We start from the raw sequence: 15,320 nt of genomic DNA, 5'->3' as shown, positions 1-15,320 counted from the left end.
CGTGTGGGTATTCCGCATCGGGCCCCGACGGTGGAACGAGCTGGAAAGCGTGCGGTGGGTCATCTCCCACCTTTTGCCGCGTCTCAGAAGCCGGCAGAGATGTTCCATTGCTCACTCGAGGGCCGCCTAAGCAATGTCATATGCGGTCAAGGAAATTTTCTACACTCTTCAAGGTGAAGGACGAAATGCCGGGCGGGCTGCCGTATTTTGTCGTTTCGCCGGCTGTAACCTTTGGTCGGGACGTGAAGGCGACCGGGAAAGAGCATTCTGCGGATTCTGCGACACTGATTTCGCTGGGGTAGATGGCCCCGGTGGCGGACATTTTGCCACCGCACGGGAGCTTGCGTTGGCGGTCGAGCAAGCCTGGCGCGGGTCGGGAGCTGGGCAGCGTCTTGTCGTGCTCACCGGAGGAGAACCCCTCCTCCAGATCGATAAACAACTCCTGGAAGCGCTGCATTCCGTGGCGTTTGAGATTGCCGTTGAGACCAACGGAACCATTCCCACGCTCGCCGGCATCGACTGGCTGTGCGTCAGTCCGAAATGCAATGCACGCCTCGTGGTCACGGCAGGGGACGAGCTAAAGCTTGTATACCCTCAGATTGGCGCCGAGCCCGAACATTTCGAAGTTCTCTCGTTTGAGCACCTTTTGCTTCAGCCAATGGACGGGCCAGGGCGCGATGCGAACACGGCCGCCGCAGTGGCCTATTGTCTTGCCAACCCACGTTGGCGCTTGAGCCTGCAAACCCACAAGCTTCTCGGGATCCCATGAAAATTACGCAAGTGTTCACCTTCGAGGCAGCGCACCGTCTTCCGCGTGTGCCAGAGACCCACCGCTGTCACCGCTTGCATGGCCACTCATACCGTGTGGAACTGCGTCTGGAAGGGCCTGTCGATCCAGACACGGGCTTTGTCATCGATTTCTTCGATGTTGAGGCTGTGTTCGGACCGCTTTTGCAACGTCTCGACCATCAGTATCTGAATGAGATTGAGGGTCTCGAAAATCCGACCGCGGAAAACATTGCGGTCTGGATCTGGAACCAAACCAAGCCGCTTATTGGCCAGATGTGCTCGGTAACGGTCTATGAGACGCCACTGTGCTGGGCTGAATACGAGGGTTGACCTGATGCAACGAGATTCGGGAACCGCACTCGTGCTTTTCTCCGGCGGGCAGGATTCGACAACCTGCCTGACCTGGGCGCTGGAGAACTTCGAGCGCGTCGAGACAATCGGTTTCGACTATGGACAGCAGCACCGGATCGAGCTCGATGTGCGGCCATACCTGCTCGGGCGCATTCGAAAAGACTTTCCGGCCTGGGGTGGACGACTAGGCGAGGACCACATGATTGACATGACCGTGCTCGGCCAAATCAGTGATACCGCGCTCACGCGCGACGTCGAGTTCGCAGTGAACGCGAACGGCCTAGCGAATACCTTCGTGCCTGGCCGCAACCTTCTGTTCCTCGGCTTTGCGGCCGCGATAGCTTACCGGATCGGCGCAAAACACCTCGTGATCGGCGTGTCCGAGATGGATCGTTTCGGCTACCCGGATTGTCGAAATGACGCAGTTAAAGCGATGCAACTTGCCCTGAACCTTGGTATGGAGACGCGTTTCGTCATTCACACACCCCTTATGCGGCTGGACAAGGCGCAGACCTGGGCGCTGGCGGATTCGCTGGGCGGCGAGCCGCTGGTGAAGCTCATCTGCGAAGAAAGTCACACCTGCTATAGCGGAGACCGCGAGCATCGACATAGCTGGGGTTTCGGTTGCGGGACCTGCTTCGAGTGTAATCTTCGCGCAGCAGGATGGGAGCAATTCCGATCCTCCAAAGAAGGACCCTTGGCCTCCCATGAATTGACGTGAGCGCCCGGTTCCAGACCGACGGTGGCAACTGTTCCATAGATCGTTTCCTCCTCTTGTGGTGTTCAGCACGACCAGGTACGCGCCTTCGATGCCGTTTCGAAGGGCTGTCCCATACCATCGACCTTGATGATCTTCGCCGATCGCGTGGCGCTGTTTTGGCAGCACCATGGCGAGCAGACTGCGATCGTTATTCTTGATCCCGGTCGCATTGAGCGTGGAGCGTACTGCCGAGAAAAGGAGAGGTTGTGCTGTTTCGACGAGAGGCGGTTGATGCTCCACCCTGCTGATATGTGGAGATCGTCGATACACGTCCATAACCAGCATGGCCGCACCATTGAAGCGACGAATGACGACCGCATCGGCAATCATGCCGGCGCCTGCGTAAGCCGGGCGGGGGCAGGCTCCTGCGGCGAAGCGATGTTGCGGATATCGCTCTCTGGCCCACCTCGTCCCAAACGATTTGTCAATCGCGCCCTGCAAATGCGCCCAAAGAGCACCTTGGCCGTGCTACACCGATAATAAGCCAGTTTCGCTTTGAGAAGGTATCCCTCTTGCTTGGCCGCAGCGAATATCCCCGACTAAAATTGACTGCAGCGCCTCGCGCTTAGCGCTCGCTGGGCGGAGCTGGTCCGGGTTGCGAAGCCCGGCGAGCGCGGATCGTCTTGGACTAGTGTGGGGATCAGCCGCGGTTCTTGAAGCGCCAGGATTCATGTCCGATTTCGATAATCTCGCAATAATGCGGGAGATGGAGAGCAGTGCGGTCGTTGTCGCGTCGAAGAAGCGGCCGCGCCGGCCGTCGCGGATGAGCGCGCGGGTGATGGCATTGGCCCGATACGAGTTCCCGTTCGGGGCCAAAATCAGCACACCATAGAACAAACGCTATCAGGGGGAGATCTCAGCCGCCAGGCGAAGAAGGAGAAGAAAATGATGGAACGCAAGCTTGACGTGATCGCAGCCTCGCTGTGGAGTGTCGGGAGCGTGTCGAGGCATGCTTCGAAGAGTTAGAGGACGAAGGTCGAGAGCTTCGGCGAGCCGCGCCGTGCGGCTGGGAAGGCTCAGGCAGAGATTGTCTCCGACTCTAAGATCACCTTGGGTCTCGAAGAGGGATGAGCATGGCCGATATTTGTGCTGTCGACACGGAGAGCTACTTAGAGGCGATCGGGGGACAACTCGACCTCATCGTCGCCTCCGCTCGCGCGCCCCTGCCACAGAGCGGCTCGGTGAAGTCGTAGCCCCAAACCCTGCTCCGCCGAGTGCCAAAAGAGCGCCAGATGGACGAATCTGCTCGAAGGTCACGCGCGCCGGCTGAACGCGCCGTTTCGGTCAAGACAGATGAAGGGACGACGGTCTGTTCGCTCGCAATAGCTATTAGCAACCCCTCGTTAAGCCGTTAAGCCGGATATCGACCTGCCTGTTCTCACGCTCGCGGGGGACCCCTCTTCCCCCGCCCATGCTGGCCCGGTTCACCTCCGCGCCAGGGTGTCCGGCGATGTGCTCGCCGAGCACGACCAACTCGAGCACGCTTGGCCACAGCTTCGGTACCTGATCAAGTAGATGCTTCAACGCCTGCGCGACAGTTTCGTGGTTTGCAATTTATCAAATTCATGGCGATCATTGCCGCATCCGCTAAATGACAAAAAAAATTAAACGGCCATGTCTGCTGTCTCTTATGCGGCTCCAGCCCACATTGAGCACAAGCAAAAAGTGGTAAGCGTGCCAGCGCCACGACCACCACGTCGTGGCGGCAGTTATCAGCCCACAGGGTTTCCAACTGCAATCGGACAAGCTTGGCGCAGCGCTGTCACGGCAGACACGGCACGTCGAGACCTGTCGAGCGTCAGCCGTTGCGAAAGGTATAGCCGTAACCGTTGATCGCCGGCGCGCCGCCGAGGTGGACATAGAGGACGCGCGATCCCCCTGGAAAGAAATCTCTCTGGACGAGGTCAATCATCCCTTGCATGGATTTTCCCTCATAAACCGGATCGGTAATCATGCCCTCGAGCCGAGCGCACAGGCGGATTGCCTCCTTCGTTTCCTCGGACGGAATGCCATAACGCGGATACGCATAGTCTTCGAGCAACACCACGTCGTCCTCGACGAGGTCCGTTCCCAGCTCAACGAGCCTCGCTGTATGTTGGGCAATACGAAGCACCTGCGCCTTTGTCTTTGTAGGCGTGGCGGAGGCATCGATACCAATCACGTTGCGCCGTCGACCGTCCTCGGCGAACCCGACGATCATGCCGGCATGTGTTGAACCGGTGACAGTGCAAACGACGATGTAGTCGAAGGCAAACCCAAGCTGTTTCTCCTGGGCGCGCACCTCCTCGGCGAACCCGACATAGCCGAGTCCGCCATTCGGGTGAACAGATGCGCCCGCTGGTATCGCATAAGGTCTGCCGCCCCTCGCCTTGACCTCATAGAGCGCCTTTTCCCAACTATGGCGACTGCCGATGTCAAAGCCCTCGTCGACCAAGCGCACCTCTGCTCCCAAGATGCGGCTTAAGAGAATGTTGCCGACCCGGTCGTAGGCGACATCCTCATGCGGAACCCAGCTCTCCTGAACCAGAAGACATTTCATGCCGATCTTGGCGGCAACGGCAGCGACCATGCGCGTGTGGTTGGACTGCACGCCACCGATGGTGACAAGGGTATCGGCATCCGATGCGATCGCGTCGGGGATAATGTATTCGAGCTTGCGGAGCTTGTTTCCGCCGAACGCCAGACCGGAGTTGCAGTCCTCGCGTTTGGCATAGATCTCCACGTTACCGCCCAGATGCTCGCCGAGCCGGTCGAGCTTCTCGATGGGTGTGGGTCCAAAGGTGAGCGGGTAACGCTCGAATTTTTCCAGCATATTTCCTCCGGCGATGATCATTCAGGTGAAATAGCCACGCAAAACTCGTCTCATAAGCGCTGCTGGGATTGGTCGGCCGCGCTCTTCGACCCCCCATCCGAGCCTTGGGGATTTCCAGCGCTTTCCTTGCGACTGAGACGAAGCGATCCACATGTCGGCATGCTGCGGGTGAGCCGACCATCACCCAGGAAACCGACGGCACCCGGTCGGCACCTGAGCGCAGCCAGACCGCCAAATCAACAGACTTCGATAAAAAGCAATGGCTTCTTTTTTGTGATTGGACCGGCAGTAACCGCCCAGTTGCCGAGCCGAATTTCTGCGAGGCGATTTTGTGGCGCTCAACGCCTCACAGAAGTTTCAGCTGCTCAATCGAAGTGCTCGTCTACCTGATCACGACGGGTGCCAATGCCCTCGAAAGGCTGGCCTCCCCGCGTCCGTAAGTCGCCGCATCATAGTTGACGAGCGTGTCGGTTCTGGCTGTATCCAGCAGCTGATTGGTGATCTGTGTCGGTGTTGCGGACGTGAATTTGCTGCCAAGGATGGCGGCATAGCCTGCAACCACAGATGCCGCGACAGACGTTCCGGTTAGGCCAGTCTTGTCGCTCTCGACACCCACCGTCAGGAAGTGGTTCTGCACCTCCGAATCTGAACCGGCGTAATTCGAATAGGAGGCGAGCCTTGTCTGGTTTTCGGGAGTGCCATTGCGCTCTAGCGCACCCACAAAGATTGCCGATTGCTTCCCAATCAGGTCGAGAGCAAGGAAATCAATATCCCCATCGGCAAGGGTATCTACCGCTACGGACCCGTTGCCGGCTGCCTTTGTGAAGACCGCAGCACCCGCCCGAGCCGCATCGACAATCGACTGCTCAAGCCGGTACCCGCTCACTGGTTCCTCAAGGCCATAGCTCAGATTAATGACATTGAGGCCCTGCTTCAGCGTGAGCGGAACTTGTTCCGAATAGTCAAGCTCGGTTATGTTTGCGCCAGGCGCGACCATGCCGGCTGCTTGAGCGACCCACTGCCCATGTCGCCGCCATTGGGAGCCATGGCCGAGATCCCCCACCTGTCCCATGTTACCGGTGAAGTCATCTATGATAGTTACCGACACGCCAGACCCATTATAGCCCGAGGCCCATGCTGCGCCGACGTCCGGGCTCATCCAGCAAAAGGTGCCGTCGGCATTTTGTGGGCAACGCGAGCTGCTGCCGTCCATGGTTGGCCTCGCAGCCCCGCCATCGCCGGCGAGCCTGGATTGGAGGTCATCGGCGAAACCGGGTGGTGCCGACGTCCATAGGACAAGACTGGCAAGGTACGCCACCGGCAACAATCGCTTTATCTGCATTCAACTCTCCTGTTTGAACTGTTCTTCATCAACAAGACGAAGCATTTCACCATTGGGTAGAACGACCTCGGAACCAAAGACCGATGTTCAGCAGGTTCAGATGAGCGTTCGCCAGGTATTTGAATGTGTCCGCCGGCCGGAGCAGCGACGCCACGGACGGCAATTCACCGCCTGGGCGCCGCGATCCACCCACGTTCGGACGCATGAGGGTAGGGTGGCAGTCTAGTGAATCGAAACGGGTGCCAGCGCCCTCGAAAGGCTGGCTTCGCCGCGGCCATAAGTCGCCGGATTGTAGTCGACGAGCGTATCGGTCCTGGCTGTATCCAGCAGCTGATTAGTCACCTGTGTCGGAGTTGCGGACGTGAACTTGCTCCCGAGGATGGCGGCATAGCCTGCAACCACAGGTGCCGCATGAGACGTGCCGTATAGGCCAGTTTTGTCACCCTCGACACCCAGGGTTAGGAACTGGTTCCGCACCTCGGGGTTTGAGCCGGGATAATTCGAGTATCTGGCCAGCCGCGTCTTGTTGCCGGGAGTGCCATTATGGTCGAGCGCACCCACGAATTGCCGATGGCGCCCCGATCAGCCCGAGGGTTAGTCCATCGAAATGCCCCTCGTGGGGCCTACCTACCTCGTTGCTGCGGTTGCCGGCACTCTTTGTGCCGATGGGAGTGCCTGCCCAGGCGGCATCGACAATCGCCTGCTCGCGCGGATGCTGGCTCAGTGGCTCTATGATGTGGTGGCTCGCATTGATGATATTGAGGCCGTCCTGCAGCCCGATCGAAGACCGCTCGAGATAGCCATACTTGAATATGTTTGCGCCAGGGGCGACCATGCCGGCAATTTCAGCGACCCAATCTCCATGTCGCGTCTGCCGACCGCGACCGAGATCTGCATCAAATGGCTGTCCCGTGAAGTCGTCCATGACGGTCACCGATACGCCGGAACCGGTATAGCCCGATGCCCATGCTTCACCAATATCCGGGCTCATCCAGGAAAAGGTGCCATCGGCATTTTGTGGGCAGCCTACGCTGCTGCTTTCCGTGGTTGGCCTTCCGGCCCTCCCGTTGCCGCTGACCCTCGCATCGAGATCGCCAGCAAAACTGGGTGCCGTCAGCAGGCACATGAAAAAACTGGCAACGAGACCTACCGGGAACAATTGTGTTTTGTGCACAATAGACTTCCTGTCTGGATTGTTCTTCATCAACGAAACGTACCCCGCATGCCTTTCACTATTGCTAGAACTTACCTGTGAACCGGAGATCGAGTTTCAATCGGCTTGGATTTATGTTTGCCATATATTTCAACGTGTCCGCAGGTCGGAGTTGCGAGGCGGCCAGCCGGCAATTCACTGTCTGGAAGCCGCCGATGGCGCCATAGTCAGCCGTGCAAGGTCGTTCAGTCAGGTTCCCGCCCAAAATCGAAGTGACGGTGAGAGAAAGCGTGGTGGACAGCGTCGGTCGCTTTTGCAGAATAAAGCCGAGTTTCACACTTGGCTCGATTCGGACCTTTTCGGCACGTTGGCCGGTGCTCGCGCCCCACAGGAGACCGAAATCATCCGACAGTTGTGTCAACATTTCAAATCGCATGTCGATCCATTTGCTATGGTACCATTTGTCGAAAGACACTTTGGTACCGTCCGACAGCTCGTATCCGCCTCGTCCCAGATGGTTGGCGGCCGCGGTTAGCTCCGAACCCTGGTAAATGCCGACAAGGCTGGTCTCCTGTCCGTTCGCAGTCATATCGCTGACGAAGAATGCCATCACGAACAAGACGTAACCGGCCCCGAACCGTACGCACACCTGCAACGCCCATTGTTGGGCCCGACAGCAATTCATGTGGGATCGGGACGCGTACTGCAGTCCCTCGCCGCATCTTCAACCCATCCGGATGCTCTAGCCCCAGACGCATGGCCGCCAGCGGGCAACGTATTCATTCGCAACAAATCTGTGATCTCCCGTCCTTCAATTTTGCCGAGCCATCTCTTCGCTCTTCCCTGGCAAGCAGCTCCCGTCCTCTCAAGGGAATTAAGCGCAATTCATGCCAATCCGGGTGACGGTGGAACGGAAAAGATTGTAGGATTGTTTTCAGCGGCTTAGACAAAAACGTCCAAGATGCCGGCCAACCAAGGCTGTGTCGTCAAACCGACAAAGCCGGCCCAATTGTCGGATGTCGACGAACACGCTGAACATAACCCACCCCCATGGGCCAACACTCCCTTCTCGCTCCGGCCATGCATCTGAGAGCCCTCGAAAGGCCTTCATTTTCCATTCGACGCAATCCTCTTCAGCCCGGAAATTGCGCCGCCCAAATTTGGCATGCCCGGCAGAGACGGAGCTCTCTGCCGGGCCGGGTTCGCCTTGGGAGGTGGCGTAAGCTAGCGACTTTCGTCGCGGTGGGACCACTCAATCCGAGCGTTTTGCGCAATAGCGAGCATTTACTGTGCCAAGCCAAAAGCGCCTAAAAAACACCCCGAGGGCCAGCTTCCTCACGTTGCGTACCCGACATTGTCGGCTATCGGACAATGCCGAACGTGATCTCGGCATCGACCTACGTCTGAACCAGAGCGCACCCGCAAAATCGTTCGCTGCCATTTCGACCAGGCGAATTGGTGGTGACAGGTTTTAGACCCGAACTGTTCGCCGGCTGACGGCAGGGCGGATGTCGCTTTTAAAGAGGAGCTGTCTGTATCTTCTTCAAGAGACAGCGTGCGGCCCCGAGAGATGGCGCGGCGAATGCGGTCGGGCAGTTGATCGCGATCGCCACGATCGGTATGGACGCGCCGTGGGCCAATCAGTACTCCGGGGATCTCGCGATGTGACGCCCAGCAAGTAAGCCGCGAGCGCACGAAGAACGAAGGTTACACGCGTTTTTCCGGCTTGGCCCAGACTTAGAGGATTGAGGCACTCGAGTGCACCTCAGGCGGGCTTCGGAAGCATCGCGGGTCAGGTCGCCTCGGAGGTAAATAGGGTGAAAGATTCCTCGCCTGAGATGGCGAGCGGGCGACAGCAGGGCCGTCGCACGACATGGCAATGCGGAGGGCTCGAATGGCGGTACGGCGATGTCGACGAGGATGCGGACAGCTGTTCTGGGACGCACGGTAGCAGAGACCTGCCAATCGGCGCCGAACTTTGACCCTGATCGGCGTCGACTTAATAGCCCCGCTTGCATAAGCGCGACGAGGAGCGATCGCCGGGCGGAGCTGGTCGGGTTGCGCAGCCCGGCGAGCGCGGATTGTTTGGGCGGTGGGCGCGTCAGGCGCGGTTTGTCAGGCGACCAGGGTTCGTTTCCGGCTCTATGATCTCGCAGTGATGGGTGAGGCGGTCGAGCAGCGCCGTGTCATCTTTGCGTCGCTGGCAAAGAACTCGGTCATTCGCCGAATGCCAGGTCGGTGGTGACGATGATGGATGTGCGTTCGTACTGATGAAATGGAAGAGAAACTGCCCGCCGCTGCGGGTGAAGGGGACATAGTCGAATCGTCGAGGACGACGACGGTGGGCGAGGTAGTCAGCGATGCGTCCCTGCTTGCCGTTTCGGTGCTCCTGACCTCGATAATCAACTTGAAACAAAGTGACGAATCGGAGCTCTGATCTTGTTGCGGCGCCTCAAGGGAGGAGCAGCGATATGCCGAGCGTTTGATTGCGCTGTGGCACATCTTGAGTTTCATTTATATGCTCATCGTCGCCCGACTGGCACCGAACCTCCTGGAACCTATCGAAAAGCTCAGCCCCTTGCCGGGCTTTGCCCGCGCAGCTGGATCGCCAAATCAGAAAGAGCACACTTGCGAAATAGCCCAGCTGAAGAAGTAGCGAACAGCCCAGCGTCGTGATCACTGCTAGACGGAACGAATGCGAGGCGAAGTAAACCGTCATAGCGCTGCCGCACAGGACCAGCCCGGCGAGCCGACAAAAGGTGATGAAGCGCAATGCCGTTCTCCTGATTTCGTCTCGTCAATCATGCAGCTCATGCTGCGATCTGGTCGGCCGCGACATGGGTCTGGCAGTTCTTTGGGCAGACGCGGCTGCAGGCTCCGCAGCCAATGCAGCGGCCGGCATGGTCGACAACCATGACCATGCGATTGAGCTCACCATCGAAATCGTCGTCACTGCCGTCGCAGGCGCCGAGGATTTCACCCGCGTCATTGACGCTAAAGATGCATGACCTCTCGCGAGCAGACCTTGAAACAGCGGCCGCAGCCAATACAGATCTTGCCATCTATAGCTGTCAGGTATTGCGGCACCCATAAGGAGCCGTCGCGGCTGATGAATGTGCTCCTCATCGCAAAGTCTTCATTTTGGCGAGCTCTCTCCTGCACCATCCAGCTCGCCGTAAACGGCGTGCTTTCTCTCGGCGACATCCTCTATCTCAATCCATTTGACCGGGAGATCCTCGGCAAGGTCGCCCAAATTCGTCCTGGCGATTGTCGCGCGCAGTTGAAGCTTTCGGACTTTTTTCGTCATCTCATCCAGATTTGACATGATCCTTCCTCGAAAATCGGTTTCTTCACGCCGCGCCACGTCCCGGTAGGCAATAGCTGCAGTCGCATCGCCGACCAGTTTCGCCGCGGTAGCCACGAGTTTCCGGAGATTCTCGAAGCCGAACCGATAGATGCCTCGACAGACCGACGAACTGCCCGACCGTGAAAAGCACGCGCCAAGAGCACCGGTCGTCTTCATTTCGGTTGTTGACTATGTCATCACGTCTGAGCGCTCCTCGATCTCAAGCTCCACTACGGTCTAAAACATGCCGAGCCGCCCAGCGCGACCGGATCCGGATCGCCAATGATCGGATATTCCGCTGCAGTTCCTTGATGATGATGAAATTGGCCAGCAACCCGGTGTCCGATTTCTTGGCATGAGCCATTGAAGGCGAGCACGGATTAACCGCGGGAGGCGGACGGGCGGGCGAGAGCCTCGCCGTCCTTTTGACGGCAGGGCGATGCGCCGCGTGCGACATTTGGTTTCCTCGATTTCCGTGCTCGATTTCTGCTTTCGGGTTCGCCGACCCCGGGCCCGGTTGCGCAGCCGACGTCCGACCTGGCCGGGGCGGATCCCACGTCGATGCCTTCCCCTGGGCTGACCACGTCCCGGGTCGTGACGTCTTCCGATAGGCCCAAGTCGGCTCGGGCATCTCTTCCGCGCCGATCCGGTGAGAGGTACTCAGGTTCGAGCCTTGACGTTGAGCAAACGATCCAACCCTGTGCTGCCTGGACATACTTGCCGCGGGCGCGCTGCAGAAATTGGCGGATTGACCAGGGTTCTTTTTCACTTGTCGTCTCTTCGCTCTCAGGCGACTGCGCTTTGATTTTCAGCGGCCGTGTTTTGCGGAACCACGCAAAGATCCCCGGAGCATGCGTTCTCACCCGTGTAGTTGGCCAGGGCTTGGAGCAATGCGGTAAGGTAGTATTGTTTGATATGGTCCGGCATCATCCCTGGATTCCCCAGAGATTTCAGCGCCACCTCGATCAACTCGATTGCTCGACCCTTGTTGCCGCTCTCGTAATAATACTGAGCGACCGGGACGTACCACCGGAATTTAAGAGGCCCCTCGCCGTATGGGGGATTCAGTGTCAGTATCTGTTCCGAGAGCTCGTCGCCCATCGCGAAGCGTTCAGCACGGGGGATATGTGAGTTGTCAATCGCGGGATCGAAGAGTTGGTTCAGGGCCATGACCATCCAAGAGACGGCATCGAATTTTTTGTCGATGGCGTCCTCGACCAACTGGCGCATGACGGGCAAGCCGGTCTGCATGTCGCGCAGCTTGTGAAGCAGTAGATTCGCGTGCGTTTCCCGGAACCCGATATAATCGGGCACTAAGGCGAGGCCTTCTTCGATGGCCGAGACCGCCGCCGTCCAATCCTCGGCCTGCATCGCCGGGTGAAGCTTGGCGTAAATCGGTCGGGTCAGTGCTAGCTCGCGTGCCTTGGATTGGTTAGTAGCGATCCGCCTTGCATCGGCGCGTTGAGCTTCATCGCTGTTGCGCCAACTGCCGTTGAGAACCTTTGGCAAAACGTCATCGAGTTCCGCCGGATGTCCTATGAAAGCGATGAGGCCGTCGCGGTCGACTAAGAACGAGGCGGGAATCCCGAGAGATGAACTGGGTTCCATCCATAGTCTATTCATTTCGCCTGTGTAATCGAACGCGATGCGATAATTCAGATTCGGGAACCTCTCTGTCAGCCAAGCATCCAAGCTAGTCCGCGTCTCCTCCGCGGTCGGGCCCTTTTCCCCAGCTGCGACTCCGATGACCTCAAATCCGCTGTCTTGATACTTCTCCTGCAACTGCGTCAGATGGGGCATCACCGCCACACAGGGTCCGCACCAAGTCGCCCAAAATTCTAGGAGGTACACCTTGCCGGGGTGAAAGTTGGCGAGGGGCTCGCCACGCAGCCAGTCGTCCACTTTGATCGGAGGAGCCGGGGACTCCTTATGCAACACCATATTGTTCTCCAAAGCTCTATTCTCACACCTTTCGGGCGTTTCTGACGAGCCGGTTCTCCTCTGAGAAATGGAAGAAACCGGTTCGGTGACCAGCACTCGTCTTGCGCGTTCGCATGCGGCTAGTCCTCACCCATTGTTGCCGCATCTCAACCAGCAATGGTCGTGCCAGCCCGCTTAGTGAGCGTAAGTGTGTGGTTAGCTCGGAAAACCTTTGGGCGTAGAAGGCGGTCGATTGTTTTGAACCCGACATGGTTCCTGCCGCTGTCTGGTTTTCGACACGCGTCACTGATGCTTCACGCTTGAGAACCGAAGACAGCTTGGCTGTCTCGCCTGGGGCAATGTTCGGCGTCGGCCCGTCTAACAGCATCATTTCGGGGCCGGTCGAAAATGCGCCGGCGATCTCCACGACCGGCTCCCGCCTGCAGCCACTGCGTCCTGGCCTGCTGATGGCTGAGCCTCCTTCTTGGGCCGGGTCGGTGAGGCGGTGAGGCCCAGCGCGTAGACTGCGAGCCGCCGCCGTTACCGCTTATGATGTTTCGCGAGACGGCTGATCCCGCATTCACCAGCCGATATTTCGTGAAAGAGCTTTGGAAGCATTGCAGGTTTCTTGCGTAGACCACCCGCTGTTGCGGGCATTCGCGCCCGCTTCGCTGAATCGGAGGGTCGAGCTGGGCCAGTCTGGTCTCAATTGTCTGGTGGCGGCCCGTAGAGATGTCGGCTTATGCCGCGCAGATCTCGTCAAGATTCGGATGGGCTATAGGCCTTCGGTTCATTGAGCAAAGGATTGTCGGCTCCCGTAGAACCCCAGTACGGGTCGGATATCAAAGATTGTCCCTGGCGGAAGGCGCCGGACGGAGGCAGGCCATTTTTCGGTTGAGACGCCGATGCCTCTCGCAAGCATGCTGGCAAATCGGGGCATCAGCGGTGCGAGTGTCTGCGCCAGGATCGCAGCGGCTGTAGCCTGAAGCGCGAGCGAGGTCCGGGTGCGGGCGGGATAGAGACGTCGCGCCGCTTCGTAGTCTTGCGCCTGACGGTAGATCAGGCAATCGCGCACGAAATCGCAGGCCTGCGCGGCCGCGCGCCGGACCGAGAAGCCATCATCCGAATAGGCGCGTTCCATCGCCGCGCGATGGAACTCTATCCGAGTAAAGAAAGCGCGATCTGCGGGACCCCAGTCGCCTGCGTCGGGCACACAGCCGCTAAAGTCCTGCTGGATTTCCCGGTGAAGCGCATCAAGCCATTTCAGCCAGGTCCCTTGGAACACCTCGTGCTCGGTGCGGCGTAACGCGTCCAGTGTGAAGTTCGTCCCCTCACCTTCCGGGCGTGTCAGGCCCAAATGAAGACGCACGGCGTCGACTGTCTTTGGGCCCAGAACCTCTTTGCCCCAGACCGCATGGCCACGGCTGGTAGAGAACTTCTGGCCGTCGAGCAGATAGAACTCGTTCACATGATACCGGATACGCGGCGTCCAGCGGGAGAACACCTCAGCGTAAAGCGCGGGATAAAGTAGCGCATGGTAGAAGGAATTGTCGAAGCCGAAGAAATGGACAATCTGCCAGTCATTGCTGGGCATCGCCGCATTCCAGTCGCGCCCCAGCAAGCGAGCTAGCGCCTGGATGTTGTAAAGGATTCCGAAAGCCATCTCCGGCCAAACCCACATCACCTGCCCCGGGAGCCCTTCGGCCGGCAGGGCCCAGTCCGAGGGGCGGGTGATGGGCACCCAAAAGTCGCCGCGTTGGCGTACACGCGCGAAGAGATCCAAAATCCGAGCGGGAGCGCCCGACGCTCTTAAATGCCGGTCGATCTCGTCGTAGCATCGATGCAGCGCAAGTTCGGCGCGACGCACGGAGCCGACCATCGGCGCCTCGACCGAGTGCCGCGACCCGGCCCTACCCAAGTCGTGACATAGGTTCGGCGCGCCGCATTCCTCGCAGATTTTGCCACCAGCCGAGCTGCCGCAATCGGGGCAGAGGCCGCTTACATCCGGTTCGTAAAGGTAATCGCCTGTCACTGCATCAAATAGCGCAGGGCTCTGGCGCAGATCTACCGCCGTGCTGCTCAGAAGAGTGCGGAAACACGTGGCTTGAAACTCTGCGTAATCGTCGTCCCCCAACGTGGGCAGGAAGCTGTGGACCTCACAGTCGAGAAGCGCAAGCGTGGCTCTGAGCTCGTCGGCGTAGTGGCGCGCCACCTTTGCGGGCGTCGATTGATCGGCATCGGCACGCGTGGCGACGTAGCTCTGGTGATCGTCGCTCCCAGTCAGGTGGTAGGCTTCGGCCCCAGTCATGCGCAGGAAACGCGTGTACACGTCGGCGCCAAAATACGGGCCTGAAAGATGCCCCAGCTGCAGATCGCCACTGGGCGTCGGCGGCGTGGAGAAGACGAAGATTGGCCTGCGGGGAGTCGTGACCTGTGCAGCAGCTTCGAGGGCGGCCTTGCCGTCGCGCCAGTAGACATCGACGAAATCTAGGTCTTCATCCCCATCATTGCACAGCACATGCGCTTCAAAGGGGTGGAACAGAACGACGTCGCCGGCTTTGACCGGGATTTCCCCAAGGTCGGTCCTGACCTTGCCCGCCCCAGACAGGACTACGAAGGCCTCGATTTCGTCGTGCCGATGAGGCTCGGATGTGACCCCTGGTGCCACCTTGCCGAATGAAAACCCGGTGCCCGCGCTTCCCGTTCCAAGCGTGGCTATGTCGATACCGAACGCACGCGACAGCTCCGTTCGAGAAAACCTGTATTTGCGCATGACGAAGCTCAGCCGTTGAAGCAGTGGTATCTTCGGCTGCGAACGCAACAGCCTCTGCTGCAAGTTGCGAAGAG

General features: G+C 58.8%; 12 protein-coding genes and 3 pseudogenes. 3 read left to right on the top strand and 12 right to left on the bottom strand.

Features of this window, described 5'->3' with window-relative positions; all coding sequences use genetic code 11:
• Positions 1 to 133: 133 nt before the first annotated feature.
• Genes queE through queC form a run of 3 tightly spaced genes read left to right on the top strand, consistent with a single transcriptional unit; the run spans position 134 to position 1,861 of the window.
• Complete coding sequence (gene queE / locus CK221_RS27855; RefSeq protein ID WP_095780047.1) at positions 134 to 769, top strand: 7-carboxy-7-deazaguanine synthase; 636 nt, start codon at positions 134 to 136, stop codon at positions 767 to 769.
• Entirely contained in the window at positions 766 to 1,119 is a 354-nt protein-coding gene (gene queD, locus CK221_RS27850; RefSeq protein WP_095780046.1) for a 6-carboxytetrahydropterin synthase QueD, read from the top strand. Before queE ends, queD begins: the two co-directional genes overlap by 4 nt.
• A 4-nt stretch (positions 1,120 to 1,123) precedes the next feature.
• Complete coding sequence (queC, locus tag CK221_RS27845; RefSeq protein WP_095780045.1) at positions 1,124 to 1,861, top strand: 7-cyano-7-deazaguanine synthase QueC; 738 nt, start codon at positions 1,124 to 1,126, stop codon at positions 1,859 to 1,861.
• A gap of 1,837 nt (positions 1,862 to 3,698) precedes the next feature.
• On the opposite strand, the gene CK221_RS27830 is transcribed toward queC, so the two are convergent.
• The 12 genes and pseudogenes from CK221_RS27830 to CK221_RS27785 form a co-directional block, all read right to left on the bottom strand.
• Positions 3,699 to 4,712, bottom strand: coding sequence for a 1-aminocyclopropane-1-carboxylate deaminase (locus CK221_RS27830; RefSeq protein ID WP_095780069.1), 1,014 nt, complete (start codon positions 4,710 to 4,712; stop codon positions 3,699 to 3,701).
• 382 nt (positions 4,713 to 5,094) lie between these two features.
• Positions 5,095 to 6,054 (bottom strand): S8/S53 family peptidase, encoded by a 960-nt coding sequence (locus CK221_RS30465; RefSeq protein WP_170950394.1) that lies wholly within the window; start codon positions 6,052 to 6,054, stop codon positions 5,095 to 5,097.
• Between the two features lie 222 nt (positions 6,055 to 6,276).
• Positions 6,277 to 6,456, bottom strand: a complete 180-nt coding sequence (locus CK221_RS30965) for a hypothetical protein (RefSeq protein ID WP_245430761.1) — start codon at positions 6,454 to 6,456, stop codon at positions 6,277 to 6,279.
• Positions 6,457 to 6,595: 139 nt separating this feature from the next.
• A complete protein-coding gene (locus tag CK221_RS27820; protein WP_245430757.1) occupies positions 6,596 to 7,261 on the bottom strand; it encodes a hypothetical protein in 666 nt (221 codons plus the stop codon).
• 31 nt (positions 7,262 to 7,292) lie between these two features.
• Positions 7,293 to 7,817: a hypothetical protein gene (locus CK221_RS27815; RefSeq protein ID WP_245322532.1), complete on the bottom strand. Its 525-nt coding sequence runs from the start codon at positions 7,815 to 7,817 to the stop codon at positions 7,293 to 7,295.
• A gap of 1,491 nt (positions 7,818 to 9,308) precedes the next feature.
• Positions 9,309 to 9,596: pseudogene (locus CK221_RS30580) on the bottom strand (ATP-binding protein); the annotation flags it as partial.
• 63 nt (positions 9,597 to 9,659) lie between these two features.
• On the bottom strand, positions 9,660 to 9,980 hold the full coding sequence (locus tag CK221_RS27805) for an exopolysaccharide production repressor protein (protein WP_095780041.1): 321 nt from the start codon (positions 9,978 to 9,980) through the stop codon (positions 9,660 to 9,662).
• Between the two features lie 37 nt (positions 9,981 to 10,017).
• Positions 10,018 to 10,333, bottom strand: a pseudogene (gene fdxB, locus CK221_RS27800) (ferredoxin III, nif-specific).
• Positions 10,330 to 10,532 (bottom strand): annotated as a pseudogene (locus CK221_RS27795) (CCE_0567 family metalloprotein). The pseudogenes fdxB and CK221_RS27795 overlap by 4 nt, the downstream one beginning before the upstream one ends.
• Positions 10,533 to 11,339: 807 nt before the next feature.
• Entirely contained in the window at positions 11,340 to 12,494 is a 1,155-nt protein-coding gene (locus CK221_RS27790; RefSeq protein WP_179295218.1) for a TlpA disulfide reductase family protein, read from the bottom strand.
• Positions 12,495 to 12,516: 22 nt separating this feature from the next.
• Entirely contained in the window at positions 12,517 to 12,900 is a 384-nt protein-coding gene (locus tag CK221_RS30015) for a hypothetical protein (RefSeq protein ID WP_143749111.1), read from the bottom strand.
• A 363-nt stretch (positions 12,901 to 13,263) separates the two neighbouring features.
• Complete coding sequence (locus CK221_RS27785; protein ID WP_143749110.1) at positions 13,264 to 15,246, bottom strand: class I tRNA ligase family protein; 1,983 nt, start codon at positions 15,244 to 15,246, stop codon at positions 13,264 to 13,266.
• Between the last annotated feature and the right edge of the window lie 74 nt (positions 15,247 to 15,320).

The organism is Mesorhizobium sp. WSM3868 (assembly GCF_002294785.1).
Taxonomy (GTDB): domain Bacteria; phylum Pseudomonadota; class Alphaproteobacteria; order Rhizobiales; family Rhizobiaceae; genus Mesorhizobium.
This window is presented reverse-complemented; position numbering and strand designations above follow the sequence as displayed.